The sequence below is a fragment of the Kitasatospora sp. cg17-2 genome, assembly GCF_054031055.1.
On record NZ_CM132923.1, the window covers coordinates 5,549,166 to 5,573,504 of the forward strand.

The 24,339-nt window shown below is 74.7% G+C and carries 23 protein-coding genes; 11 read left to right on the forward strand and 12 right to left on the reverse strand.

The features are described 5' to 3' along the window. The first annotated feature begins 28 nt into the window (after positions 1–28). On the forward strand, positions 29–412 hold the full coding sequence (locus ACW14Y_RS23365) for a cold-shock protein (RefSeq protein ID WP_030393600.1): 384 nt from the start codon (positions 29–31) through the stop codon (positions 410–412). A gap of 39 nt (positions 413–451) precedes the next feature. Here the strand turns inward: ACW14Y_RS23365 and ACW14Y_RS23370 are convergent, their stop codons facing one another. The 4 genes from ACW14Y_RS23370 to ACW14Y_RS23385 form a co-directional block, all read right to left on the reverse strand. After that, positions 452–1,297 carry a 1,4-dihydroxy-6-naphthoate synthase gene (locus ACW14Y_RS23370; RefSeq protein ID WP_456983346.1) on the reverse strand — a complete coding sequence of 282 codons (846 nt, stop codon included), beginning with the start codon at positions 1,295–1,297 and terminating at the stop codon, positions 452–454. Continuing rightward, positions 1,290–2,195 (reverse strand): futalosine hydrolase, encoded by a 906-nt coding sequence (locus ACW14Y_RS23375; RefSeq protein ID WP_456983348.1) that lies wholly within the window; start codon positions 2,193–2,195, stop codon positions 1,290–1,292. The genes ACW14Y_RS23370 and ACW14Y_RS23375 overlap by 8 nt, the downstream gene beginning before the upstream one ends. Before the next feature lie 10 nt (positions 2,196–2,205). Next, entirely contained in the window at positions 2,206–2,739 is a 534-nt protein-coding gene (locus ACW14Y_RS23380) for a hypothetical protein (protein WP_380306856.1), read from the reverse strand. A gap of 113 nt (positions 2,740–2,852) precedes the next feature. After that, on the reverse strand, positions 2,853–4,247 hold the full coding sequence (locus tag ACW14Y_RS23385; RefSeq protein ID WP_380306864.1) for an MFS transporter: 1,395 nt from the start codon (positions 4,245–4,247) through the stop codon (positions 2,853–2,855). Between the two features lie 636 nt (positions 4,248–4,883). On the opposite strand from ACW14Y_RS23385, the gene ACW14Y_RS23390 reads away from it, so the two are divergent. Together ACW14Y_RS23390 and ACW14Y_RS23395 are read left to right on the forward strand one after the other, a co-directional pair. After that, the gene (locus ACW14Y_RS23390) at positions 4,884–5,768 is read left to right on the forward strand and encodes a DUF3027 domain-containing protein (RefSeq protein WP_380306862.1); all 885 of its coding nucleotides are present in this window, start codon (positions 4,884–4,886) and stop codon (positions 5,766–5,768) included. 177 nt (positions 5,769–5,945) lie between these two features. Next, the gene (locus ACW14Y_RS23395; protein WP_456983350.1) at positions 5,946–9,290 is read left to right on the forward strand and encodes a sacsin N-terminal ATP-binding-like domain-containing protein; all 3,345 of its coding nucleotides are present in this window, start codon (positions 5,946–5,948) and stop codon (positions 9,288–9,290) included. A gap of 99 nt (positions 9,291–9,389) precedes the next feature. Here the strand turns inward: ACW14Y_RS23395 and ACW14Y_RS23400 are convergent, their stop codons facing one another. From ACW14Y_RS23400 to ACW14Y_RS23410, 3 genes are read right to left on the reverse strand one after another with little or no spacing between them, the layout of a single operon-like run. Continuing rightward, positions 9,390–9,626 carry a hypothetical protein gene (locus tag ACW14Y_RS23400; RefSeq protein ID WP_045937668.1) on the reverse strand — a complete coding sequence of 79 codons (237 nt, stop codon included), beginning with the start codon at positions 9,624–9,626 and terminating at the stop codon, positions 9,390–9,392. 39 nt (positions 9,627–9,665) lie between these two features. Beyond that, a complete protein-coding gene (locus ACW14Y_RS23405; RefSeq protein ID WP_456983352.1) occupies positions 9,666–12,311 on the reverse strand; it encodes an HAD-IC family P-type ATPase in 2,646 nt (881 codons plus the stop codon). A gap of 52 nt (positions 12,312–12,363) precedes the next feature. After that, entirely contained in the window at positions 12,364–12,699 is a 336-nt protein-coding gene (locus tag ACW14Y_RS23410) for a DUF2530 domain-containing protein (protein WP_456983354.1), read from the reverse strand. A gap of 245 nt (positions 12,700–12,944) precedes the next feature. On the opposite strand from ACW14Y_RS23410, the gene ACW14Y_RS23415 reads away from it, so the two are divergent. Continuing rightward, positions 12,945–14,408: an NCS2 family permease gene (locus tag ACW14Y_RS23415; protein ID WP_380306848.1), complete on the forward strand. Its 1,464-nt coding sequence runs from the start codon at positions 12,945–12,947 to the stop codon at positions 14,406–14,408. Between the two features lie 283 nt (positions 14,409–14,691). Here the strand turns inward: ACW14Y_RS23415 and ACW14Y_RS23420 are convergent, their stop codons facing one another. Together ACW14Y_RS23420 and ACW14Y_RS23425 are read right to left on the reverse strand one after the other, a co-directional pair. After that, the gene (locus ACW14Y_RS23420; protein WP_380306846.1) at positions 14,692–14,859 is read right to left on the reverse strand and encodes a hypothetical protein; all 168 of its coding nucleotides are present in this window, start codon (positions 14,857–14,859) and stop codon (positions 14,692–14,694) included. 120 nt (positions 14,860–14,979) lie between these two features. Next, a complete protein-coding gene (locus tag ACW14Y_RS23425) occupies positions 14,980–15,357 on the reverse strand; it encodes a hypothetical protein (RefSeq protein ID WP_380306844.1) in 378 nt (125 codons plus the stop codon). A gap of 159 nt (positions 15,358–15,516) precedes the next feature. Between ACW14Y_RS23425 and ACW14Y_RS23430 the strand changes: the two genes are divergently transcribed. Next, positions 15,517–16,503 carry a LuxR C-terminal-related transcriptional regulator gene (locus tag ACW14Y_RS23430; RefSeq protein ID WP_380306842.1) on the forward strand — a complete coding sequence of 329 codons (987 nt, stop codon included), beginning with the start codon at positions 15,517–15,519 and terminating at the stop codon, positions 16,501–16,503. A 134-nt stretch (positions 16,504–16,637) separates the two neighbouring features. Here the strand turns inward: ACW14Y_RS23430 and ACW14Y_RS23435 are convergent, their stop codons facing one another. Together ACW14Y_RS23435 and ACW14Y_RS23440 are read right to left on the reverse strand one after the other, a co-directional pair. Next, on the reverse strand, positions 16,638–17,123 hold the full coding sequence (locus ACW14Y_RS23435) for a SitI3 family protein (RefSeq protein WP_456983356.1): 486 nt from the start codon (positions 17,121–17,123) through the stop codon (positions 16,638–16,640). 31 nt (positions 17,124–17,154) lie between these two features. Then, positions 17,155–17,598: a VOC family protein gene (locus ACW14Y_RS23440; RefSeq protein WP_380306860.1), complete on the reverse strand. Its 444-nt coding sequence runs from the start codon at positions 17,596–17,598 to the stop codon at positions 17,155–17,157. 124 nt (positions 17,599–17,722) lie between these two features. On the opposite strand from ACW14Y_RS23440, the gene ACW14Y_RS23445 reads away from it, so the two are divergent. Continuing rightward, positions 17,723–18,646 carry a DUF4231 domain-containing protein gene (locus ACW14Y_RS23445; protein WP_266271024.1) on the forward strand — a complete coding sequence of 308 codons (924 nt, stop codon included), beginning with the start codon at positions 17,723–17,725 and terminating at the stop codon, positions 18,644–18,646. A gap of 62 nt (positions 18,647–18,708) precedes the next feature. On the opposite strand, the gene ACW14Y_RS23450 is transcribed toward ACW14Y_RS23445, so the two are convergent. Next, positions 18,709–19,116, reverse strand: a complete 408-nt coding sequence (locus tag ACW14Y_RS23450) for a VOC family protein (RefSeq protein ID WP_045937644.1) — start codon at positions 19,114–19,116, stop codon at positions 18,709–18,711. A 236-nt stretch (positions 19,117–19,352) separates the two neighbouring features. On the opposite strand from ACW14Y_RS23450, the gene ACW14Y_RS23455 reads away from it, so the two are divergent. The 5 genes from ACW14Y_RS23455 to ACW14Y_RS23475 all read left to right on the forward strand — a co-directional run bounded on the left by ACW14Y_RS23455 (position 19,353) and on the right by ACW14Y_RS23475 (position 24,292). Beyond that, entirely contained in the window at positions 19,353–20,069 is a 717-nt protein-coding gene (locus ACW14Y_RS23455) for a WXG100-like domain-containing protein (protein ID WP_380306837.1), read from the forward strand. Beyond that, entirely contained in the window at positions 20,066–21,040 is a 975-nt protein-coding gene (locus tag ACW14Y_RS23460; protein ID WP_456983359.1) for a nucleic acid/nucleotide deaminase domain-containing protein, read from the forward strand. Before ACW14Y_RS23455 ends, ACW14Y_RS23460 begins: the two co-directional genes overlap by 4 nt. Before the next feature lie 25 nt (positions 21,041–21,065). After that, positions 21,066–21,617, forward strand: coding sequence for an SUKH-4 family immunity protein (locus ACW14Y_RS23465; RefSeq protein WP_402722968.1), 552 nt, complete (start codon positions 21,066–21,068; stop codon positions 21,615–21,617). Beyond that, positions 21,614–22,459 (forward strand): nucleic acid/nucleotide deaminase domain-containing protein, encoded by an 846-nt coding sequence (locus ACW14Y_RS23470; protein ID WP_456983361.1) that lies wholly within the window; start codon positions 21,614–21,616, stop codon positions 22,457–22,459. Before ACW14Y_RS23465 ends, ACW14Y_RS23470 begins: the two co-directional genes overlap by 4 nt. Positions 22,460–22,528: 69 nt before the next feature. Continuing rightward, positions 22,529–24,292: a hypothetical protein gene (locus tag ACW14Y_RS23475; protein WP_456983363.1), complete on the forward strand. Its 1,764-nt coding sequence runs from the start codon at positions 22,529–22,531 to the stop codon at positions 24,290–24,292. The last annotated feature ends 47 nt before the right edge of the window (positions 24,293–24,339 follow it).

A 24,339-nucleotide genomic window follows, 5' to 3' on the forward strand; every position in this document is an offset into this window, starting at 1 on the left:
CTCATACCCACATCGAGGACTGTTCGAGATGCCCACCGGCCAGGTCAAGTGGTTCAACGAGACGAAGGGCTTCGGCTTCCTGTCGCGCGACGACGGCGGCGATGTCTTCGTCCACACCAAGGCGCTGCCCGCCGGAATCACGTCGCTCAAGCCGGGGCAGCGGGTCGAGTTCGGCGTGGTCGCCGGGCACCGCGGCGACCAGGCGATGCAGGTCCAGCTGCTGGAGGCGCTGCCCTCGGTGGCCGCCGCCCAGCGCAAGAGCCCGGACGACATGGCGGCGCTGGTCCAGGACCTCATCACGATGATGGACGCGGTACTGCCCGGGCTCCAGCACGGCCGCTACCCGGCCAAGCCGGCCGGGCAGAAGCTCGCCGTCCTGCTGCGCGCGGTCGCCGAGCAGTTCGACGTCTGAGTCACCCGCCCGACCGGCGACGGTCGGGCGGGCGGCCGCTCAGAAGTCCAGCGCGCCCGGGCCGAGCGGGGGGACCAGGCCCTCCGCGGCGGCCCGGGTGAGCAGCGCGCGGACGGCCGCGTGCCCCTCCTCGCCGAGCTCCGCGGTGAATTCGTTGACGTAGAGGGCGATGTGCTGGTCGGCGACGTCCGGGTCCATCTCCTGGGCGTGCTCCAGCACGTACCGACGGCTGGCCTCGGGGTCGTCCCAGGCATGCCGGACGGAGGCGCGGATCGCCTCGGTGAGCGCCCGCAGCCGCTCCGCGCCGAGCGAGCGCCGGGCGATGATGGCGCCGAGCGGGATCGGCAGGCCGGTCTCCCGCTCCCAGGCCTCGCCCATGTCGGCCAGGCTGCGCAGACCGTAGTTCCGGTAGGTGAAGCGGGCCTCGTGGATGACCAGGCCGGCGTCCACCCGGCCGTCCCGCACGGCGGGCATGATCTCGTGGAACGGCAGCACCACGATCCGGCCCAGGCCGCCCGGTACCGCCTTCGCCGCCCACAGCCGGAACAGCAGGTAGGCGGTGGACCGCTCGGAGGGGACGGCGACGGTCTTCCCGCTCAGGTCGTCCCCGCTGTCCGGGCGGGTGAGCACCAGCGGGCCGCAGCCGCGCCCGAGCGCCCCGCCGCAGGGCAGCAGGGTGTACTCGTCCAGCACCCAGGGCAGGGCGGCGTAGCTGACCTTGAGGACGTCCAGCTCGCCGCGCTCGGCCAGGCCGTTGGTGACGTCGATGTCGGCGAAGGTGACCTCGGGGGCGTCGGCGCCCGGGACCAGGCCGTGCGACCAGGCGTGGAAGACGAAGGTGTCGTTGGGGCAGGGCGAGTAGGCGATGCTCAGCCGTTCAGCCACGGCCGGCCTCCTTCGGCGCTCGGCGCGGTCCGGGCGGGTCGGCCCGGTGGGACTGCGGGTGCCCGGCGGCCTGCGGCTCCGCCGCCGTGCCGGCGGACGTGCCGGCCGGCCGGGCCGGGAGAGGGAGGGCGGCGACGGGCAGGGAGGCGACGGGCAGGGCGGCGAAGGCCCGCTCCAGCGCGCCGAGGGCCTCGCCGATCCGCCAGGCGGACCGGTCGCGCGGGCCCACCGGGTTGGAGACGGTGCGCAGCTCGAACGCCGGCACCCCGTGCCGGGCGGCGGCCTCGGCGACCCCGAAGCCCTCCATCGCCTCCGCCACCGCGTCCGGGTGGCGGGCGGTCAGGGCGGCGGCGCGCCCGGCGCTGCCGGTCACGGTGGAGACGGTCAGCACGGTGCCGGTGACCAGGGCGTCCACCCCGGCGGCCCGCAGGGCCCCGGCGACCAGCGCCACGGCGGCCGGTGCCGGGGTGTGCCGGACGGTCCCGAAACCCAGCTCGGTGACGTCGGCGAAGCCCTCCGGGGTCTCGGCGCCCAGGTCGGCGGCGACGATCGCGCCGGCGAGCACGGTGGTGCCGATCGGCGCCCGCGGGGCGAAGCCGCCGGCGATCCCGGCGGAGACCACCAGGTCGTACCGGTCGCCGGTGCACGCGGAGAGCGCCGTGAGCGCGGTGGCGGCGGCGGCCGCCGCGGCGCCCGGGCCGACCCCGCCGGCCAGCACGTCCACCGTCGCGCCGGAGGGGTGCGCGACCCGGTCCAGCGCGCCGCCGGGCAGCGGCACCCGCCGGGCCGGGCCGCCGAGGCCGCGCAGTACGGCCTCGGCCTCGGCCGGTACCGCGACGACGACGAGCAGCCGGGCCCGCGCGGGGCCCGGCTGCTCGTCGGGACGTCGTACCGTCACCGGTCGACCGTCAGCTGTCCTGGGTGTTCAGCTGGAAGTACCACACGCCGTAGATCGCGTCCGGCTGCTTCGGGTCGCTCTCGACGACCGTGACCAGGGTCTTGCCGGAGGAGTTGAGCGCCTTGCTGGCCGGGACCGAGCCCGAGTAGGTGGCGTCCTTGGCCGCCGTGGCCAGGATGAACCGGCCGCCCTGCGCCTGCTGGCCACCGTTGGTGTTGGCCCACCAGCCGCGGTCGGCCACGTCGGGGCTCACGCCGACGCCGATCCGGTCGCTCATGGTGACGTCGGACTTGGGGAGGGTGCCCTCGTCCAGAGCCTTGCCGGCCTTGTCCTGGCACTCCTCCTGCTGCTGGTCGGTCAGCGGCTTGCCCTCGTTGAAGCAGAAGGGGTCCTTGACCGTCGAGGAGTTCCCGACGACCAGCGTGACGCGGTGGTCGCTGATCTCGTGCTGGCTCGACGCGAAGGCGATGGACCCGCCGACCGTACCGGCGGCGATGACGACGACGGCGCCGAGGCCGGCGATGACGCGGGTGCTGAGGCTCATGCGTCAGAGGCTACCGGGCTTTCGCGATCACGCTACGCGGGGGTCGGCAACCGCGTGTTGTGCTCCGGGCCCGGGCCGGACGCCGCCCCGGGCGAGGGCCGGCGGGGCGGCGCTCAGGCCACCCGGGGCGCGGCGGGCCGGTGGCGCACCCCCACCCGCAGGAGCGAGCGGAGCGTCCACAGCAGCACCGCGCCGAGCACGGCCGCGGCCACCGACAGGCCCAGCGCGCCGTTCAGCGGCAGCAGGATGCCGACCGCGCCGCCCGCCACCCACGACATCTGGAGCAGGGTCTCCGAGCGGGCGAAGGCCGAGGTACGCACCGACTCGGGCACGTCCCGCTGGATCAGCGCGTCCAGCGACAGCTTGCCCAGCGAGGCCGCCATACCGGCCACCGCGGCCACCGTCACCACGGTGACGGTGCCGTACCAGAGCGCGGCGGCGGCGGTGGCGCCGCCGGCCAGCAGCAGCATCGCGGTGACCGTCATCTCCGGACTGCGCGGGCGCAGCCAGGAACCGAGCGCCGAACCGATCGCGTTGCCCGTCCCCGCGGCCAGCGCCACCAGGCCGAGCGCCAGGGTCGGCTGCAGGCCGCCGATCGGCTCCTCGCGGAGCAGGAACGCCAGGAACATCACCAGGAAGCCGACCAGCCAGCGCATCGCCGCCATCGCCCGCAGGGCCAGGATCACCGAGGGCCCGACGGTGCGCAGCGAGGCCTTGGGCCGCTGCCCCGCGGCGGGCTCCGGCGCGGGCTCCGGTGCGGGGGAGCTCCGGCCGTGCAGGACGCCGTGGTGGCCCGGCGGGTGCTCCTCGGCGTGCAGCACGGCGCGCTGCTCGCCCTTGGCCGAGTCCACCTTGTGCGGCAGGTGGAAGGCCATCAGGGTGCCCGCCACGAAGACCAGGAAGGCGCCGCGCAGCGGCCAGCCGGGACCGATCAGGTGCAGCAGCCCGCCCACCCCGGCCGCGACCATGGTGGCCAGCAGCCCGGCCAGGGTGACCCGGGAGTTCGCCTTCACCAGCGACAGCCGGCTGGGCAGCAGCCGGGGCACCACGACGCTGCGCACCACCCCGTACGCCTTGGACGCGACCAGGACGCCCAGGGCCTCCGGGTAGAGCGCCAGTCCGCCGCCGGTCACCACGCCGGCCATGGTCCAGGCGAGCACCGCGCGGGCCAGCATCGACATCGCCATGGCGGCCCGGCGGCCGTGCGGCAGCCGGTCCAGCAGCGGGCCGATCACCGGGGCCAGCAGGGCGAACGGCGCCATGGTGACGAGGAGGTAGAGCGCCACCCGGCCGCGGGCCTCGCCGGTCGGCACCGAGAAGAAGATCGTGGAGGCGAGCGCCACGGTGATGAGCATGTCCCCGAAGGCGTTCAGGGCGTGCAGCTCGATCAGCTTCGCCAGGCCGGACTCGCCGGCGCCCTCGGCGGCGGTGGCCCGGCGGATCCGGCGGCCGGTGCCGTGCACCACCTTGCCGGTCCGGGAGCCGGCCGCGGAGGCGGTGCGGACCAGGAAGTGCCGGCGCGGCTCCTCGCCGTCGCCGTCACCGTCGTCCTGTTCGTCGCGCCCGTCCGGACCGCCCCGGTCGTCCGGCGGGTCCTGACCGCCGCCCGCCGCTGTCCCCGCGGGGGCCGGGACCTGGGCGTCCGGGCCGTCCGCGGGGGCGTCGGCCGGTTCTGCCGCGGGCAGTGACGAGGGGTCCACCGGCCGAGGTTCACCCGCGGCGTGGACCGGGGACTGCTGTCGCGGCACGGCGTTCGCTTCGTCGGGGCTGCCGGCCTGCGAGGCGTGCAGTGCGTGCTGCGACGGTTTCTCGTCCGCCACATGCCCATCCTGCCCCAGATTCGGGAGGACGACGCGGGATTCCGCTCCGCGCCGCGCGAGCGGGGGCCGCCGTTCCCGTCCCGGACGCCCCGGATCCACTCCGGAGCGCCCCGGACTGTGCCCGGTGGCCGACCGGCGGGTAGCCTGCCCAGAGTCCGCCCGAGTGCCCGACCGGCGCCGGCGGACCGGACCAGCGGCGCGGCCGGTATCCGCGGCAGGCCGCAGTCGCGCAGAATGGACGAGGGAATCCGAGCCGCGACGGAAAAGGCAACTCGCCGTGGGCGACAGAAGAAATGGGAGAGAATCGACGCCGTGAGTGCAGCGATGCGAAGCCGTACCCCTGATCGGCTCTGTGCCGAGGCCGTCGAACTCGCCCGCCAGGCCGCCGAGGACGCCGTCGGTGCCGAGACTGTCGGGGGGCACCTGGGTGTCCAGGCCGAGACCGACCGTGTCGTGACCCACACCTTCGAGTGCCTGGACGCGGCCTACCGCGGCTGGCACTGGGCGGTCACGGTGGCGCGGGCCCCGAGGGCCAAGAACGTGACGCTGGACGAAGTTGTACTGCTGCCCGGCCCCGACGCCGTCCTGGCCCCGCAGTGGGTGCCGTGGAGCGAGCGGCTGCGCCCGGGCGACATGGGCCCGGGCGACCTGCTCCCCACCGACGCCGACGACGTGCGGCTGGAGCCGGGCTGGACCGGCGAGGACGAGCCCGCGCCGAACTCCGCGGTGGCCCAGGCCGCCCAGGAGGACGTGCTGGTCAGCGACGATCCGGAGGTCCAGCCGGCCCCGGTCCGGGCCCAGATCCGCGCCGTCGCCGACGAGCTGGGCATGGGCCGCAGCCGGGTGCTGTCCCGGCTCGGTCTGCACCTGGCCGCCGACCGCTGGGAGAAGGCGCACGGCGCGCAGACGCCGATGGCGCAGTCCGCCCCGGCCGGCTGTGTCACCTGTGGCTTCCTGATCCCCATCGGCGGCTCGCTGGGCCAGGCCTTCGGGGTCTGCGGCAACGAGTTCGGTCCGGCCGACGGCCAGATCGTCTCCTTCGCCTACGGCTGCGGCGGGCACTCCGAGGCCGCCGTCATCCCGGCCCCGCCGGCCCCGGCCGCGCTGATCCTGGACGAGCTGGTGGTCGAACCGCTGACGCTGCACCCGGACCGGCTCTCCGGCTCGGTGGAGCCGGACGCCCCGGCCGAGGAGCTCGGCCACTCGTAGAGCCCCTGGAGATCGTCACCTTCGACGGCCCGTCCCACCCCGTGGGGCGGGCCGTCGTCGTCCCCGCCCGCCGGCCGGGCGCGCCGCCGGCTCCGGGGCGGTGTCCGGGGCTGTCCCCGCGGCAGGGAAGAATGCCCCCGGTAGGGCACAACAGGGCGGCGGAAGGCGGCAGGTCCAGTGGAACCTCGGATTCTCGGCAGCGGCACGGACGAGCGCCTCGCGGACCCCTTCGGCAGCGCCGAACTGCGCCGCCGGGTGCTGGACGCCTGGGCCGCCTCCCCGGCGAGGTTCCGGGAGGACGCCAACGCCGAGGAGGAGCTGGCCCTCGGCGGCTACCGCGACCGGCTGGTCGTCGAGCTGGCGCAGAACGCCGCCGACGCCGCCGTCCGGGCCGGGCAGGGCCCCGGCCGGCTCCGGCTCACCCTGGCCGACGGCGTGCTGGCCGCCGCGAACACCGGTGCGCCGCTGGACGCGGCGGCCGTCGAGTCGCTCTCCACCCTGCGCGCCTCCTCCAAGCGCGGCGACCGGGACAGCACCGTCGGCCGGTTCGGGGTCGGCTTCGCCGCCGTCCTCGCGGTCACCGACGAGCCCGCCGTGCTCGGCGCGGCCGGCGGTGTGCGCTGGTCCCTCGGCGAGGCCAGGTCGCTGGCCGAGGCGCAGCCCGCCCTCGCCGAGGAGCTGCGCCGCCGGGACGGCCATGTGCCGCTGCTGCGGCTGCCGTTCGCCGCCGAGGGCCCCGCGCCCGACGGGTACGACACGGTGGTGGTGCTGCCGCTGCGCGACGCGGCCGCCGAGGACCTCACCCGCCGGCTGCTGGCCGGCATCGACGACGCGCTGCTGCTCACCCTGCCCGGACTGGCCGAGGTCGTGGTGGAGACCTCGGACGGCACCCGCACCCTGACCCGCTCGGCCGCCGGTCCGCGTCCGGACGCGGCCCTCCCGGCGCCGGCCGGCGGGGTCCCGGGGGCGGAGATCAGCGAGGTCACCATCACCGACGACGCCGACGGGCAGCCGCGGCGCACCGTCTGGCAGACCGTCGGGGCGGCCGGGTCGCTCGATGCCGAGCTGCTGGTCGACCGGCCCACCGAGGAGCGCACCCGCCCGTACTGGACGGTGACCTGGGCGGTGCCGGTCTCCGACGGGGGCGACCCGCAGCGGCCCGCGATCGCCCCGGTGCTGCACGCGCCCACCCCGAGCGACGAGCCGCTCGACCTGCCCGCGCTGCTGATCGCCTCGTACCCGCTGGACTCCACCCGCCGGCACGTCGCCCCCGGCGCGCTCGCCGACTTCCTCACCGAGCGGGCCGCCGACGCCTACGCCGAGCTGCTGCGCGCCCGCGGCGGCGACCTCGGCTCGCTCGGCCTGGTCCCCGGGCCGCTGGGCCGGGGCGCGCTGGACAACGCGCTGCGCGCCGCCGTGCTCTCCCGGCTGCCCGGGACGCCGTTCCTCCCGCACCCGGCCCCGGTCGAGGAGGGCACCCCGGCGCTGCGGCCCCGGGACGCCACGCTGCTGGAGGGCGCGGACGGCTCGGTGGTCGAGGCGCTGGCGCCGATCTTCCCCGGCCTGCTGCCGGCCGGTCTGGAACGCCGCACCGAGCTGCGGGTGCTGAACGTGCGCCGGGTCCCGCTCGCCGAGGTGGTCGACCAGCTGGGCGGCCTGGACCGGGAGCCGGCCTGGTGGCGCAACCTGTACGCGGCGCTCGGCGGGGCCGACCCGGAGGCGCTCGGCGCCCTGCCGGTGCCGCTCGCCGACGGGCGGACGGTGACCGGGCCGCGCCGGGTCCTGCTGCCCTCCGACGCCGCCGACTGGGCGGCCTTCCCCGGCTACCCGGAGGCACTGGCCGACGCGCTCGCGGTGCTCGACCTGCGGCTCGCCCACCCGGAGGCCGCCCACCCGCTGCTGGCCAAGCTGGGCGCGGGCGCGGCCACCCCCACCGGGGTGCTGGACACGCCCGAGGTGCGGGCCGCCGTCCTCCGCTCCTACGAGCTGGCCGAGGACGACCCGGACGCCGCCGCCGACCTCGCCGAGGCCGTCCTGGCGCTCGTCCGGGCGGCCGCGCCGGCCCCCGGCGAGCACCCGTGGCTGGCCCGGCTGGCCCTGCTCGACGACGAGGGCGAGCCCGCCCGGGCCGGTGAACTCCTGCTCCCCGACAGCCCGTTCGCCGCGCTGGCGCGCGAGGACGACGCCGCCTGGGTGGACGACGAGCTGCTGGAGCGCTGGGGCCCCGAGGTGCTCGCCTCGGTCGGCGTGCTCGCCGAGTTCGCGCTGGTCCGGGCCGAGGACGTGGTGCTCGACCCGGACGACCTGGAGCGGCTCGACCCCACCGCGCCCGCCGACCGGGCGGCCGGCGGCCACCCCACCGGGCTGATCGACGAGGCCCCGGACGGCCTGGCCGACTGGGCCGAGGACGCGCTGGAGGCGCTGCACGCCGACGAAGGGGACGCGATCGGCGTCCCGCCGGTCGCCGCCGAGCTGCTCGCCGTCCGCGACCTGGACCTGGTGGACGACGACGCCTGGCCGCAGGCGCTGGCCACGCTGGCCCGCCCGCCGTACCGGGACGCCGTGGTCACCCCCGTCCGCACCCTGCTGCCGGACGGCTCGTACACCGACCTGCCGCCGTACACCGCCTGGTGGCTGCGCGACCACCCGGTGCTGGACGGCCGCGAGCCCGCCGGGCTGCGCGCGGCCGGCGCGGACCCGCTGCTGCGCGGCCTCTACGACGAGGCCCGCACCACCCTGGACGAGCAGTTCCTGCACGCGCTGGGCGTGCGCACCACGCTGACCGCGCTGCTCGCCGAGCCGCACGGCCCCGACGAGGTGCTGGACCGGCTCACCGACCCGGACGCCGAGATCGGGCACCGCCAGCTGCACGGCATCCACAGCGCGCTGGCCCGGGTCGGCACGGACCGGATCGAGGCGCTGGACGTGGTGCGGGCGGTCCCGCCGCTGGACCGGGCCACCGGGCGCCGGCCGGACCGGACCGTGGTGGTGGACGCTACCGAGGCGGTCGTCGCGGACGCCCCCGACCTGGTCGAGCTGCTGCACGACCACCCGCTGCTGCCGGTCGCCCCGGCGCTGGCCGCGGACCTCGCCGAGCGGCTGCACGTCTCGCTGGCCAGCGAGGTGGCCGGCGGGCGGGTGCTCTCCGAGGGTGCGCTGCACCGGGTGCCGGCGGTGGTGCGGGAGCTGCTGCCCGGCTGCCCGGTGGCGTACGAGGAGCACGAGGAGCTGCTGGTGGTCGGCCCGGGCGGGGAGGAGGCGGCCGTCGACTGGCGTTGGGACGGCGCGGCGGACACCCCGGAGGCGCCGTACGACCCGGAGTCGGCCGAGGAGGCCGACGAGGACGACGAGTTCGACCTGCCGCCGGTGCCCGGGCTGCTGCACGCGGCCACCCCGGAGGGCCTGGCCGCGGGCCTGGCCTGGTCGGTGGGGCAGTGGCACCGTCGGTTCGAGGTGCTGGCCGCGCTGAGCGAGCCGGACCGGGCCTACGAGCTGTCCGCGGCCCGGGACTTCGAGGGCTGACGGGGCGCCGGAGCCGGACCCGCCCTCCCCGGGTGTGTCCGGCTCCGGCGCGTCCGGATCCCGCCGCTCAGGAACGGCGTCGCTCAGGAACGGCGTCGGTCAGGACCGGGAGCCGGAGCGGGTCCGGCCGCGGGCGATCATCCGCAGGTAGAGCGCGAGCGTGCTCAGCACCCAGGTGGCGGTGAGCACCGCCGCCACGGCCTTGGTCAGCAGCGGTCCCGGTTCGATGTGCGCGAGCGCACCGGCCCCCACCATCACCCCGGCCAGCAGCCCGGTGGCCAGCAGTCCGCCCAGGAAGGCCGCGAAGGCCTCCAGTTCCCCGCCCCTGCGCCCCATCGCGGTACCCCCCGTCGTCCGAACCCCTCGGTTCGTGGCTCAATCATCGAGCCGGCGCCGCATGATCCGCCAGACCACTTCCAGCAGCAGCCCGGCGGTCACCGCGATGCCCACCCCGAGCCACGGGTCCCGGGTGCCGGACAGCGAGAGCTGGAAGAAGTCGGAGAGCCACGGCACGGTCATCACCAGCGCGAAGCCGCCGCACATGGTGGCGATCAGCAGCACCCGCCACCAGTTGTACGGGCGGGCCACGATCGCCAGCACCCAGATGGCGACCAGGAACAGCGTCAGGGTGGCCACGCTGGTGTCCGATTCGAGGTCGGTGGCGTGGTTGGCCCGGGCCAGCGCGTACGCGGTGAAGGTCGCCGTGCCGGCGATGACGCCGCCCGGGATCGCCAGCCGCAGTACCCGGCGCACGAAGCCGGTGCGGGCGCGCTCGTTGTTGGGCGCGAGCGCCAGGAAGAAGGCCGGCACGCCGATCGTCAGGGTGGACAGCACGGTGGAGTGCCGGGGCAGGAACGGGTACGGCGAGTGGGTGAAGATCACCAGCAGCGCCAGCAGCACCGAGTAGACCGTCTTGACCAGGAACAGCCCGGCCACCCGCTCGATGTTGCCGATCACCCGGCGGCCCTCGGCGACCACCGAGGGCATCACCGCGAAGGAGTTGTTCAGCAGCACGATCTGGGCGACCGCCTTGGTCGCGTCGCTGCCGCTGCCCATCGCCACGCCGATGTCCGCGTCCTTGAGCGCCAGGACGTCGTTGACGCCGTCGCCGGTCATCGCCACGGTGTGCCCGCGCGACTGCAGCGCGGCGACCAGTTCGCGCTTCTGCTGCGGGGTGACCCGGCCGAAGACGGTGGTGCGCTCGGCGAGGTCGGCCAGCGCCTCAGGCTCGCCGGGCAGGGTGCGGGCGTCCACCGGGTGGTCGGCGCCGGGCAGTCCGAGATGGGCGGCGACGGCACCGACCGAGACGGCCGCGTCACCGGAGATCACCTTCGCCGCGACCTGCTGGCTCTCGAAGTAGCGCAGGGTGTCGGCGGCGTCGTCCCGCAGCCGCTGCTGGAGCACCACCAGGGCGAGCGGGCGCAGCCCGGCCGCCGGGTCCGGGGCGTCCAGCGGGACGGGCGCGCGGCCGAGCAGCAGGACCCGCAGGCCCTGGGCGCCCAGCTCGTCGACCTCGGCCAGCGCCGGGTGGCCGGCCGGCAGCAGGACGTCGGGCGCGCCGAGCAGCCAGCTGGCCTCGCCGCCGCGCGGCTCCAGCAGTTGGACGCCGCTCCACTTGCGGGCGGAGGAGAACGGCATCGCCTCGATCACCCGCCAGCCGCCGCGGGCCCCGGGGGCTCCCCGGCCGGCCTCCGGGCCGTCGCCGTCGGGGTGCCGGCCGTCGGCGTACCGGCCGTCCGGGCGCGGGCCGTCCGGGTGCCGGGAGCCGCTGTCCGGGGCGTCCCGGCCGGTGGCGTCCCGGCCGTCGCCGTAGACGTCGATGACGGCCTGCATGGACGCGTTGGGGCGGGCGTCGGCCCCGGCCATCACCGCCAGCGCCTGTTCGACGGTCTCCTTGAGGGTGCCCCGGTCGTCCAGCCTGCCGCGCTCGTCGGTGGCCCCGGCGTCCCCGCCGTCCGCGTCGGCGCCGAGGATCCGCAGGTCCACCAGGTCCATGCCGCCCTCGGTGAGGGTGCCGGTCTTGTCCAGGCAGACGGTGTTCACCCGGGCCAGGCCCTCGATCGCGGGCAGCTCCTGGACCAGGCACTGCTTGCGGCCCAGCCGGATCACCCCGATCGCGAAGGCCACCGAGGTCAGCAGCACCAGGCCCTCGGGCACCATCGGCACGATCCCGGCGATCATCCGGCGGACCGCCTCGCGCCAGTCGCGGCCCTCGACCGCCAACTGGCTGATGATCAGACCGACCGCGGTCGGGATCAGCAGCCAGGTGATGAACCGCAGGATGCTGTCGATGCCGCTGCGCAGCTCCGACTTCACCAGCGTGAACCGGCTGGCCTCCTCGGCCAGCTGCGCCGCGTACGCCTCGCGGCCGACCTTGGTGGCGGTGAAGCTGCCCGCGCCGGCCACCACGAAGCTGCCGGACATCACCTGGTCGCCGGGCTGCTTGAGGACCGGGTCGGGCTCGCCGGTGAGCAGGGACTCGTCGATCTCCAGACCGTCCGCCTCGGTGACCTCGCCGTCGACGATCACCTTGTCGCCGATGCCCAGCAGCACGGTGTCGTCCAGCACGATCCCGCCGACGGCGATCTGTTCGACCGTGCCGTCCCGGCGGACCTGCGGCCGGGCCTCGCCGATCAGCGCGAGGCTGTCCAGGGTCTTCTTGGCGCGCAGCTCCTGGATGATGCCGATCGCCGTGTTGGCGACGATGACCAGGCCGAAGAGACCGTCCTGGATCGGGCCGACGACCAGGATGATCGCGAACATCACGCCGATGATCGCGTTGAAGCGGGTGAAGACGTTGGCCCGGACGATCTCCTGGGTGGAGCGGCTGGAGCGGACCGGTACGTCGTTGACGTCGCCCCGGGCGACCCGTTCGGCCACCTCGGCGGCGGTGAGACCGCCGCGCCGGCCGGGCAGCAGCCCGAGCGGGTGGGCGCCGTCGGGCCTCTCCCCGGCGGGCTTCTCCCCGGCGGTCGGGGCCGAGGTCGGCCGGTCCTCGGCGGGCTGCGCAGGCTGCGTCATGGCACCGACTCTACGGGTGCCTTATGTCCGATGCGTGCTACTAAAGGACTATTCAGTCCGACCGGGTGGCCGGGTCCCCGTCGTTCCCCTCCGGGGCCGTGCGCGCCGTCCCGGCGGCGTCCGTCGGGCCCGTCGCCGCCGCCTCGGCGGCCCGGCTCCGGGCGATGGCGTCCCGGCGGGCCCGGCAGTACCAGAGGCCGATCAGACCGAGGCCGCCGCCGGCCAGGCAGATCCACGGCCAGTTGCCGCGGTCGTGGTCGGAGAGGGTCCCCCAGAACGGGAGCAGGACGACGAACGCCACGAACCAGAGCACCGTCCCGCCGCCGACGATCGCGACATCGTTGGCCTCCAGCGGTGGCGGAGAGGGGTGCGTCGGCGTCTTGGGCATGGGCCCTAGGGTACGGGTGCGGCGGGCGTTCGATCGATTTCCTGTGCGGACTGTCCGGGGACGTGCCGGTCCACTCCGGTCTACGCGCGAAGATAGCGAACGGGCGATCGCGGAACTCATACTTGTCATTCCGGTTGGCCAGGGCATGCCCAGGACCTCGTGCTTCGTGCCCGTCCGATCGGATCGCCCGGCCGCCGTCGCTCGGGCGGCTCCCCCCACTCCTCCGCCCCCACAGAGGACGCAGCATGCCCGTGGCCCAGCCGACCACCGAGTCGCCCGAGCCCGCCCAGCCCGACGCGCCGAAGCCCCCGACCGGCGCCCTGGACCGCTACTTCCGGATCGGCGAGCGCGGCTCCACCCTGCCGCGCGAGATCCGGGGCGGCATCGCCACCTTCTTCACCATGGCCTACATCCTGGTGCTGAACCCGATCATCCTGGCCAGCGCCACCGACATGACCGGCGCCCACCTGGACAACACCCAGCTGGTCACCGCCACCGCCCTCACCGCGGGCCTGACCACGCTGCTCATGGGTGTGGTCGGCAACGTCCCGATCGGCCTGGCCGCCGGGCTCGGCGTCAACACCATCGTCGCCCTCCAGCTCGCGCCGAAGATGACCTGGCCGGACGCGATGGGCATGGTGGTGCTGGCCGGCTTCGCGATCATGATCCTGGTCGCCACCGGCCTGCGCGAGCGGGTGATGAACGCCGTCCCGCTCGGCCTGCGCAAGGGCATCGCCATCGGCATCGGTCTGTTCATCAGCCTGGTCGGCCTGGTCGACGCCGGCTTCGTCACCCGGATGCCCGACGCCGCCCACACCACCGTGCCGCTCCAGCTCGGCACCGGCGGTCACCTGCTCGGCTGGCCGGTCCTGGTCTTCGTGCTCGGCCTGCTGCTGACCCTGGTCCTGATCGTGCGCAAGGTGCCCGGCGCGATCCTGGTCTCCATCGCCGTGATGACCGTCGTCGCCGTCGTCATCGACAAGCTCGCCGACCTGCCCGACAGCGCCTGGGGCCTGACCGTCCCGGCCTGGCCCGGCAGCCCGGTCGCCAAGCCCGACTTCGGCCTGGTCGGCGAGGTCAGCCTGTTCGGCGGCTTCGAGAAGGTCGGCGTCCTGACCGGCGTCCTCTTCGTCTTCACCGTCCTGATGTCCTGCTTCTTCGACGCGATGGGCACCATCCTCGGCGTGGCCGACGAGGCCCACCTGCTGGACGCGAAGGGCGACCTGCCCGGCATCAACAAGGTGCTGATGATCGACGGCATCGCCACCGCGGCGGGCGGCGCGACCTCCTCCTCCGCCAACACCTGCTTCGTCGAGTCCACCGCGGGCGTCGGCGAGGGTGCCCGGACCGGGTTCGCCTCGATCGTCACCGGTGCCCTCTTCCTGGTGGCGCTCTTCTTCTCCCCGCTCGCCAAGATGGTCCCGGCCCAGGCCGCGACCCCCGCCCTGGTCGCCGTCGGCTTCCTGATCCTGGCCAACTCGATCAAGGAGATCGACTGGGCGGACTACACGATCGCGATCCCGGCGTTCCTGACCATCGTGATGATGCCGTTCACCTACAGCATCACCAACGGCATCGGCTTCGGCTTCATCGCCTTCTGCGTGCTGCGCCTCGCCGCCGGCCGCGGCCGCGAGGTGCCGGTCGCGATGTACGCGGTCTCGGCGGTCTTCGCCTTCTACTACCTGATGCCCGCCCTCGGCCTGCTCTGAGGCCGGACGCCGGTAGGTCCCGGGCCCTCTCCGCACCGCGGGGAGGGCCCTCGGCGTTCCGTCCTCCCGATCCCGGGGCGGTCAGGGGCGGGGACGCGGAGGCCGGAGAGCCGGACGGCGCGGACGGCGCGGTGGGTGGTGCCGATGACGCCGGCGGTGGCGGCGACCCGGGCCGGTGGGGTGTTCACGCGCATCGCCTGCGCGGGGCCGGTCCGCATCGGGTCGGGGCTCACGCCCGACGGGGCGGAGGATGTGCTCGGTGCACTGCCGACCGCAGGGCGGGTCAGCCCCAGATGAGGTTCTCGGACGGCGTGGCGGTGGGGGTCGGCGTGCTCAGGGTCGTGGGGGCGGCACCGGCGGAGGTCTGCGAGACGGTGGCGCCCAGGCCGATCACGGCGACGAGGGTGATGGTGGCGACCGCGGCGGTCTTGGCGACGAAGGTGTGGAACATGAGGGTGGTCCTCTCGGGTACGAAGCGGCTGGTTCCCGGAGGCCGCGTCCCGCGGTGGCGCCTCCTCCGGTTGCCGTCCGGGGCCTGGCCCCTTCCGGCTGACACCAGCTTCGTCGCAGCTCAGCGCGGGTGGAAGGGTCTGCCGGTGGACGGAAACGGCCCTGGACCGTTCCGGTCAGGAGTGCCGGAAGCGGCCAGCAGCCGGTCGTAGAACGGGGTGATCAGCGGCACGGCGGCCCGGGCGGCCCGCCACCCCCGCAACGCGGGGAGCGCCGCCAGCGCGCTCCGGCAGAACACGGTCGCCCGCTGCTCGGCCTCGGCGAGGGAGTCGGCGAGGACGTACAGACCGAGCACCGGTTCCGGGACGGCGTCGCGGTGGAGCACCAGGTGTTCGATCCCGTCGCCGGGGCGCACCAGGGCCGACAGGAGATCGCGGGTGTCGGGCGGCAGGGACGGCCCGGGGGCGGCCGACCGCAGGGCGGTGTGCACGAGATACATGGCGTCAAGCGTGCTGAACCGGACCTTCGGTGTGGAGGGTCCTAACCCGGACACATCCGGCCGTGGCCGGAAGCGTCCACCGGAAGGCCGTGGTCAGGGGCTTGATGCGTATGGAAGGATTGAGGACGCATCGCACACGATTTCGTTACGGGGAGCGGAATGCTGACGGCGCTGGGACTGGACGCTGCCTCGGAAGCCGTCTACCGGGCCATGCTGGCCCATTCGGGAGAGGGCGTCGCAGGTGTTGCCGCCCGGCTCTCCCTGAGCGAGGGGGAGGTCCGGGCCGCCCTCGACCACCTCAGCGAGCTGGCCCTGCTGCGCCCCTCCGCGGAGCGGCCCGGTTCCCTGCGCGCGGTCTCCCCGGACGTCGGGATGGAGATCCTGATGGCGCGGCAGCAGGCCGAGCTGGCCGCCGCGCAGGCCAGGATCGAGGCGTCCCGTGCGGCGGCCGCGCAGCTCATCGCCGACTACGCCGACCTGCGGCCGGAGGCGAACACGCCCGACGTCGAGCAGCTGGTCGGCCTGGACCGGATCCGGGACCGGCTGTCCCGCTTCTCCCGGGAGGCGCGCGACGAGATCATGACCTTCGCGCCGGAGGGCGGCCAGAAGCCCGAGCACATCGAGGCGGCCAAGCCGCTCGACCGCACCCTGCTGGAGCGCGGTGTGCGGATGCGCACCATCTACCTGGACAGCGTCCGCAACAGCCCGCACACCGTCGAGTACGTGAACTGGCTGGCGGCCCTGGGCGGCCGGGTGAGCACCGTGCCCGAGCTGCCGACCCGCATGATCATTGTCGACCGCTCGGCCGCCGTCATCCCGGTGCGCAGCGACGACACGGCGGCCGGCGCCGTCGTCCTGACCGGCCAGGGCATGCTGACCGTGCTGTGCGCGCTGTTCGAGAGCGTCTGGGCCGGTGCGCAGCCGCTGGGAGCGGCCGTGCAGCTCGACCGGGACGGCCTCACCGCCCAGGAGCGCACCGCGCTCACCCTGCTCGCGGACGGTCACACCGACGACGCCATCGCCAAGCGGCTGGGCGTCTCCCCGCGTACCGCCCGCCGGATCGCCACCGACCTGATGGAACGCCTGGAGGCCCGCAGCCGCTTCCAGGCCGGCGCCCGCGCGGCCCAGGCGGGCTGGCTGTCGTAGCGGAGCCAGCGGAGCCCGTCTGATCGGCCTGTCGGTCCTGCTCCTGGTGCCCGGCCTGCCGCCGACCCCGGTCCTGTTCGAGGCCCGCACTCCGATCGGAGTGCGGGCCTCGGCACTGCCGGAGAAGGTCGCGCTCAGTCCTCCTCGGAGAACGCGTGCGTCTCGCGGCGGTACGCCTGCGGGACCGCGGCCAGCCGGGCTGGCGTCCAGAGGTCGTCCCGTTCGTCGAGGCCGAGTTCGCCACCACGCCGCAGCAGCCGGACGACCTCGTCGTGGTACTGCAGCACCGCGTCGCCCGGAAGACGGGTCAGCAGGCCCGACACCAGCCGGACGATGTCGTCCTCCTGTCCGGACAGATCGTCGGTCTTGTCCGGCCGGAACGCCACCGAGACGGTCGGTACGACCGCGAGGTCGGTGATCAGCGGATTCCACGGCCTGGGGTCGGCGGCGAACACCCGGACCCAGGTGCCGGACCTGGTGCCGACGCCTTCGCCGAGCAACCGCTCCGGCCTCGTGGCCGAGTCGAACAGCCCGAGGCCCTGTGCGAGGCCGTTCAGCGCACGGGCCACCTGGGCAACGGGCGTCGGCGTGGCCAGATGGAAGCTGTGGGAGATCGACACGGCCGGGAATCCGTCCGGGTGCGCCGGGGGGTCAGTGGACGCAGTACTCGTTGCCCTCGGGGTCCTGCATGACCACCCAGGAACCGCCCGGTTCGGCGACCTCGCGGAGGGTGGTGGCGCCGAGGGATTCCAGCCGGGCGACGGTGGCGGCCCGGGCGTCCGGGCCGGGGTGGAGGTCGAGGTGGAGGCGGTTCTTGCCCTGCTTCGGCTCGGGGACGCGCTGGAAGAGGACACGGCGGCCGAGACCGGTGCCGGAGACGGGGTCGTGCGGGTCCTCCGGGTGGCGGACGGCGGCGAGGGTGAGCCAGGCGTGGCGGCCGTCGACCTCGGTGACCTGGTCCGGGGTGACCGCGCCGGCGGACAGCAGGTTGCCGATCAGGGTGCTGTGGTCCTCGACGGTGTAGTCGAGGGCGGCGCCCCAGAAGGCGGCCTGGCGGTGCGGATCGGCGGCGTCGATGACGAGCTTCCAGTGCATGGGCATGTAACCGGTTATAGGGGTTGTGGAGCCCCCGGGGCAAGAGGAGGTGTCAAGAAGCTCGCGGTGTAGCGGAGTTGACCGGGGGCATACTCCGGGCGAGACGGGGGAGGGGAGCGGTTCGATGGTGCGACAGGATCCGCCGACGGGGGTCGAGGCCCAACTGCTGCCGGAGCTGTTCCGGGCGACCGACCGGGCGTCGATCGCCGGACAGCAGGAGACGCTGCGCTGGTACCGGGGCTTGATCTCGATGCTGGTGGTGGCGGCGGTCGTGGGCTCGCTGCCCGGGCCGGACGACAAGGGCGCCGCCGACATCACGCCGCTGTTCTCGGTGGTGGCGTTCCTGGTGGCCGGGTACTTCTGGGCCCGGCTGCGCCGGGGCAACCCGCAGGCGCGGTGGTACGAGGCGAGGGCGGCCGCCGAGTCGGTGAAGACGCTGGCCTGGAAGTACTCGGTGCGGGCCCGGCCGTTCGAGGGTGACGCGGAGTCGGCGGACGTCGACCGGGTCTACCTGCTCCAGCTGGAGGACGTGCTGCGGGCCTTCGAGGACCCGGCGATCGTGCCGCCGGACGCGGTCGCCGAGATCACCCCGGAGATGCGGCGGGTCCGGGCGGAGTCGCTGACCTCGCGCCGCACGCTCTACCTGCGCACCCGGGTGGAGGGGCAGCGGACGTGGTACCGCTCGCGCGCCGAGTCCTGCGAGTCGCAGGCGGTCACCTGGGGGCTGGCCGTCGCGGCGCTGATCATCGTCGGTGCGGCGGCGGCCGTCGCGCAGGCGACCGGGGCGCTGCAGGTGCACGTCTTCGGGGCCACCTCGGCGGCGGCCGCGTCGGTGATCGCCTGGACCCAGCTGAAGCAGCTCCGCCCGCTGGCGGCGGCCTACCAGCTGGCGGCGCGGGAGCTGGAGAACGTCGGCAACCAGCTGTCCGACCTCGACCTGCGCGGGCCGGACGCCGAGCGGGGCTGGGCCCGGCTGGCGGCCGAGGCGGAGGACGCGGTGTCGCGGGAGCACACCACGTGGCGGGCCAAGCGGGCCTTCCCGCGCTGAGCGGGGCGGGCCTTCCGGCGCTGAGCGGCGCGCCGGTCGGGCCGGGCTGTCCGGTGCTGGGCTCAGGCGTCCAGGGGTGCTAGGCCGAACGGGTGGCCGGCCGGGTCGATCAGCACCTTGAGCGTGCGCCCGTGCTGGTACGTGGGCTCGGTCGCGCCCAGGGCCAGCGCGCGGGCGGTGGCCTCCTCCAGGTCGTCGACGTAGAAGTCCAGGTGGAAGTGCTTGCCGCCGTCCGGCTCCACCCAGGGCTCCGGCCGGTACCCGTTGACCCGGCCGAAGCCGAGCGGGCTGCCGCCCTCGGGGTTGTCCAGGATGGCGAACTGCTCGTCCACGTGCCGGGTCTCCCACCCGAGCAGCTCGCCGTAGAAGGCGGCCAGTGCGACCGGGTCGGCACAGTCGATGGTGACCATGGCGAGGCGGGCGAAGCCGGTGTCGGCCTGCGCGGCCTGCTCGGCGGCGACGTCGGTCATGTCTGCTCGGCCCTTCTGCTGAGGGGTGGTGCGGCGCCGGGGGTCCGCGTGGACCGGGCCCCAGATCCAGCATCGCACCGGGAGTCATCGGGGGCACGGCCAGAGATGTGGGCGAATCGGTCCGGAACGTACTGGATCGCTACAGAATCGGCACTTTCTGAGCATCGGAGCGGCAATGATCAGTTGTATAAACTTTTGATCCAATCGAGGGATTGTTGGTTACGGGGGGTTTCTCGATGGCGATCGAACTGCCCGACGAAGTCGCGACACTGCTGAACTTCATCGGTATCCGCTGGCCTTCGGTCAACGAGGACAGGGTCCGCGAATTCGGCGAGCACATCAAGGAGTTCGCCAAGGGCCTCGAAGAGGTCCACGCTGACTCGACCGCGACGATCCATCAGCTCGGCGGCGCCTACGAGGGCGCGTCCTACCAGGCGCTGGCCGCCAAGTGGGCGCTGATGTCCGACAAGCACTTCAACGAGGTCGTCCAGGCCGCGCACGTGGTCGCGCAGGCGATGGACATCGCCGCCGACGCGATCGTCGCGATGAAGCTGGAGGCGCTCGGCGAACTCATCGTGCTGGCCGCCACCTTCGTCGCCGCCCAGGCCGCCGCGGTGGCGACGGCGGGGCTGGCGGAGGTCGGTGCCGTCGCGGCCCAGCAGGCGGCGCGCAAGCTGATGTCCTACCTGGCGCACCAGTTGCAGGAATACATCGTCGCCCAGGTGGTCGAGGCCGCGCTCAACCCGCTGATCGAGATCGTCGCGGAGGCGGTGTCCGGGCTGGTCTTCGAGGCGGCCGAGGCCGCGGTCAACGGTGGCTCGGTCGGCGCCGCGTTCAAGATCGATCCGGCCGCGGTGGAGGCGCACGCCCGGGCCCTGCACGAGCAGGCCGAGAAGGTCGCCCACCATGCCCAGGTCTTCGGCACCCGGGTGTCGGCGGTGAACTTCGAGTGAGCGACCCCACGGTCAAGGCGCTCAAGAACGTCGCGACGAAGCTCGGCAAGACCCTGTCGGAGGACATGGGCAAGGCCGCCAAGAAGATGTACAAGCAGGCGGGCGACAACCTCAACAAGACCGCCAAGCACCACAAGGACAACGACCACCACACCGCCGGTGACTTCGACGGCAAGGCCAAGGACAAGGCCGCCGAACCGCCGAAGACGGGCAGCGGCGCGGGTGGTGACGGGCCGAAGCCGGCACCGCGGAAGTACTACATCCACGACGACGGCCGGGTCCAGGAGATCAAGGACGGCAAACTCGTCGACCTGCAGAACCCGGACGCTTCCCTCAAGACCGTTCTGGACGGGACCAACGTCAAGGACCCGACCAAGGCGGAGCTGGACAAGCACCACAACGCGAAGAAGTACAAGAAGTCCGAGACGGACGAGGAGGGGAAGCAGAAGCAGGACGAGAAGGTCGTCAGCCAGCGGATCGAGGAGCCGGACGAACTCTCCCGGGCGGTGGAGGAGGCCCGGCGGGCGCAGGGCGACTACGGCGGCAAGAACTACGCCTCGCTCCGGTACCGGGACGAGAAGGGCGAGTTCATCCTGGTCGGCCGGAGCGACTACAACCGGAGCCACTCGGAGCGCTCGATCGGAAAACCGCTGCTCGGGGACAAGGCGGCCAACGTCCGGGAGCTCTACACCGAGCGGGAGCCCTGCCAGGCGGGCCCGAACTGCCAGCGCTGGCTGGGCCGGCACTTCGAGTCCCAGAACCCCGATCTGAAGGTCACCCACGGCGTCGCCTACGACAACAAGATCCCGGCGAACGACCGGGACTGGGCGCACAAGGCCTACCTGAAACAGATCGAGCAGGACCACGCCGCAGGGCAGCACGGTGGCACGATGGGCAGCAAGGACTTCGACGCGCAGGGGCAGCAGGACAAGACGGCCTCGGCCGCGAAGAAGAAGGCCAAGGGTCTGTGACGGTCGAGAACGAAGGATGGACGAGGTGCTGGTAGGGATTGAGTGGCCGGTGGTCGTGGAGCGGGCCACGCCCGGCGACCTGCTGCGGTTCCGCCCCGAGGTGGCGGCGCGGATCTGGCCCGAGGGCGACGGCGCGCGCTTCGTGACCGAGATCGGGATCCCGTTCTCCAACGGGCTCTTCCGGATCCTGGAGGAGTTCGCGGACCGGGACCCGGCCACCCCGGCCCACGCCTTCGAGACCTGGGACTCCGCGCCGGTCGACACGGAACACGGTCGGCTGCAGCCACTGGGCAGCCTGTTCCAGGCGACCGTGTACGTGCACCTCGGCGACGGCACGATCTGGGTCTCGGACCCGGACGCCGAGATCGAGTACGAGCTGGTCCACGGGGACGTCTCCTCGCTGAGCTACCTCGTCTACAAGTTCGAGGTCGAGCGCCCGGGCCCCGACGAGCGCCCGGACCCGAACGACTGGGCCGCGGTGGAGGAGATCGTCCGGGAAGGCATGGAGCGTTGGGACCCGCTGCCGTTCAAGAGCGAGTTCTGGGCGATGTTCGTCGACACCTGGGCCACCCTGTGACCGCCGACGACGGCGACGGATCGGCCGCGCTGCTGGCGCACTTCGGGCCGCGCGGGCTGCGGGCCCTGCCGTTCGCGCCCGCCGGGCCGTTGCGGCACCCGGGGCTGCCGGTGCAGGTGGGGCCGTACTTCCGGGCGGCGGAGGAGGACGACCCGCTGGCGCTCGGGGAGTGGGCCGAGGCGGTCGGCGCGGACGCCGGGCCGGTGGCGGCCCAGCTGCGGATCGGGACGGACGGCGGGGCACAGCTGTACTTCGCGCCGGACCGGTCGGTCCGCGCCCTCCTGCTCGGCGCCGAGCCGCTGGACCTGCCGGTGAGCGGCAGCGTGGCGGCGTTCGCGGCGGGGCTGCTGCTGCTCGACCGGCTGCTGCCGGCGGTCGCCGAGGTGGACCGGCCGGACCGGGCCCTGGCCGCCTACCGGGAGCTGCGGCAGGGCCTGCTGGCCGCGGACCCGACCGCCTTCGACGACCGTGAGGGCTGGTGGCCGCGGGTGCTGGACGACCTGCGGCGGCCGTTGAACATCGACTCCTCGGCGGCCTTCGAGGTGGTCGACGAGCACGGCGCGAAGCGGATCGTCACGGAGGTGGGCGGCCCCGGTCTGCTGCACCCCGAGGAGGCGCTCTGGCACCGGCTGCGGGCCGAGGGCGTGGAGGCCGAGCAGGTCGTCCGGGTGTACTGCGAGCTGGAGCCGTGCCTGATGCCCGGCCACTACTGCGCGCGCTGGCTGGCACGGGAGTTCCCGCAGGCGGAGTTCACCCACAGCTTCGACTACGGCGACACGGCCGAGTCCCGGGAGAGCGGGATCAAGGCACTGATGATCAGCGTGGCCGAGCGGCGCGGCTGAGTCGGGCACGGCCCGGGCGGGGCACAGGTGGGCACGCGGTACGGGAGCACGGGGAGAGGGAAGCGGTCGATGGCGGGGAGCGGGCGGCGGATGCCGCGGCTGGGGGCGGGCCGCAGGCCGGCCGGGCTGGCGTTGCTGGGCTGGCTGGACGATCCGCGGGCGCCGCGGCTGTGCCGGGTGGCCGGGCCGCCCGGGGCCGGCAAGTCGCACCTGCTGGCCTGGCTGGTGCGCGGCTGCACCGGGGCCGACACTCCGGGCGGGCGGCGGATCCACGCCGTGCTGCTCGCCGACGGGGCCACCGTGCGGACGGCCGTCTGGTCGCTGGGACAGCAGCTCGACCTGGTCGCGCACGCCCCGGGACCGCTGATCGCGGCGATCGCGGCGGACAGCCGGCCGACCGTGGTCTGCGTGCCCGGGCTGGACCGGGCCGCGGATCCGGCCGCCCTGGTGACCGAACTGCTCGACCCGCTGCTCCGGCTGCCCGGGGTGCGGCTGGTGGTCGGGGCGGCGACGGACGGCCCGGCCGCCCGGGCCTTCACGGCCGTGCCCGCCCCGGCCGTGCTGGACCTGGGCGAGCCGCAGTGGACGGACCCCGCGCGGTTCGCCGCCTGGGCGGTGGAGCAGGGCGGCGACCCGGCCGCCTACCCGCTGCCGGGCCCGGTCCTCGGGGCGCCCGCCGCCCCGCCCGTCCCGCTGCCGCCGCCGCCCGGGACGGAGCTGCGCTCGCTCGGCGAGGAGGCCCTGTCGGCGCTCTGGACGACGGTGGCCGCGGACCCCGGCCCGCTGGCCGCCGACCCGCTGCTCTACGCGCTCGCCCGCCCGGTCCCGGTGACGGCGGCGGTCGAGCGGCGGGACGACGCGCTGGCCAGGGCCTGGCGGGCCGCGGGACCGGCGGTGATCGAGGAGCCGGACCCGGCGGTGCGGGCGGCGGTGCTGCGCACCCGGCTGCTGGGCGGGGACACCGTCGCCGCGGCGGCCGCGGCCGTGCTGGCGCAGCTGCCGGGGCCCTGGGCCGGGCGCTGGGCCCGCTGGGAGGGCGTCGACCGGGACTGGCCGGGGCCGGCGGTGGCGCTCACGCCCGGGGCGGGGCCGTACGCGGGGCAGGTGCTGGTGGCCGGTCCGACCGGTTCGGTGCGGACCTTCGACGCCGCCACCGGCCGTCACCAGGGCGTGCTGGTGGTGCCCGAGCCGCGCCCGTTGCGGGGGCTGGCGGTGACGGCGGGCGGTTCCGCGGTACTGCTCGACGCCTGGGGGCGGCCGGAGCTGGTGGTGCCGGCCGAGCCCCGGCCGGGCCTGGAACCGTACGGGCTGATGACGGCGCTGGACGCGGTGGGCGCGGTCTCCGGGGACCTCAGCGCGGTGGCGGCGGTCGGCGGGCTGGCGGACTCCGCGCCGGCCCTCGGCGACGCGGCCGGCGCGGTGCACTGGTTCGAGGACGGCAAGGTGCTGAGCGAGCGGCTGCACCACGGGCCGGTGACGGCGCTGGCCGGTACCGCGCTGGGCGGCGGGCCGCTGTCCGATCCGGAGATCCCGCTGCTGGTGAGCGGTGGCTTCGACGGCGCGGTGCGGCTCTGGGGGCCGCGTTCGGCGCCGATGCCCGAGCCCTCCGACCACCGGGGCTGTCCGGTGACGGCGGTGGCGGCCGGGGCGACGGCGGCCGGTCCGGTGGTGGCGGCGGCCTGGTCGGACGGGTTCGTCCGGGTGCGGGACCTGGGGACGGGCGGGGTGCTGGACCTGCGGACCGGCTCGGAGGTGTGGTCGCTGGCACTGGCCGGCACGCTGCTGGTGCTGGGCATGCCGGACGGTCTCGCGGCGGTGGACACCCGGCGCTGACCCGGCGCCGACCTCGGCCGGAACCCTCGCGCGTACCCCGGAAGCGG

Coding starts and splice junctions, on each gene's coding strand:
- ACW14Y_RS23365 (WP_030393600.1), top strand. CDS start 29: ATGCCCACCGGCCAGGTCAAGTGGTTCAACGAGACGAAGGGCTTCGGC.
- ACW14Y_RS23380 (WP_380306856.1), bottom strand. CDS start 2,739: ATGAGCCTCAGCACCCGCGTCATCGCCGGCCTCGGCGCCGTCGTCGTC.
- ACW14Y_RS23390 (WP_380306862.1), top strand. CDS start 4,884: ATGCGAAGCCGTACCCCTGATCGGCTCTGTGCCGAGGCCGTCGAACTC.
- ACW14Y_RS23400 (WP_045937668.1), bottom strand. CDS start 9,626: ATGGGGCGCAGGGGCGGGGAACTGGAGGCCTTCGCGGCCTTCCTGGGC.
- ACW14Y_RS23405 (WP_456983352.1), bottom strand. CDS start 12,311: ATGACGCAGCCTGCGCAGCCCGCCGAGGACCGGCCGACCTCGGCCCCG.
- ACW14Y_RS23410 (WP_456983354.1), bottom strand. CDS start 12,699: ATGCCCAAGACGCCGACGCACCCCTCTCCGCCACCGCTGGAGGCCAAC.
- ACW14Y_RS23415 (WP_380306848.1), top strand. CDS start 12,945: ATGCCCGTGGCCCAGCCGACCACCGAGTCGCCCGAGCCCGCCCAGCCC.
- ACW14Y_RS23420 (WP_380306846.1), bottom strand. CDS start 14,859: ATGTTCCACACCTTCGTCGCCAAGACCGCCGCGGTCGCCACCATCACC.
- ACW14Y_RS23425 (WP_380306844.1), bottom strand. CDS start 15,357: ATGTATCTCGTGCACACCGCCCTGCGGTCGGCCGCCCCCGGGCCGTCC.
- ACW14Y_RS23430 (WP_380306842.1), top strand. CDS start 15,517: ATGCTGACGGCGCTGGGACTGGACGCTGCCTCGGAAGCCGTCTACCGG.
- ACW14Y_RS23440 (WP_380306860.1), bottom strand. CDS start 17,598: ATGCACTGGAAGCTCGTCATCGACGCCGCCGATCCGCACCGCCAGGCC.
- ACW14Y_RS23445 (WP_266271024.1), top strand. CDS start 17,723: ATGGTGCGACAGGATCCGCCGACGGGGGTCGAGGCCCAACTGCTGCCG.
- ACW14Y_RS23450 (WP_045937644.1), bottom strand. CDS start 19,116: ATGACCGACGTCGCCGCCGAGCAGGCCGCGCAGGCCGACACCGGCTTC.
- ACW14Y_RS23455 (WP_380306837.1), top strand. CDS start 19,353: ATGGCGATCGAACTGCCCGACGAAGTCGCGACACTGCTGAACTTCATC.
- ACW14Y_RS23475 (WP_456983363.1), top strand. CDS start 22,529: ATGGCGGGGAGCGGGCGGCGGATGCCGCGGCTGGGGGCGGGCCGCAGG.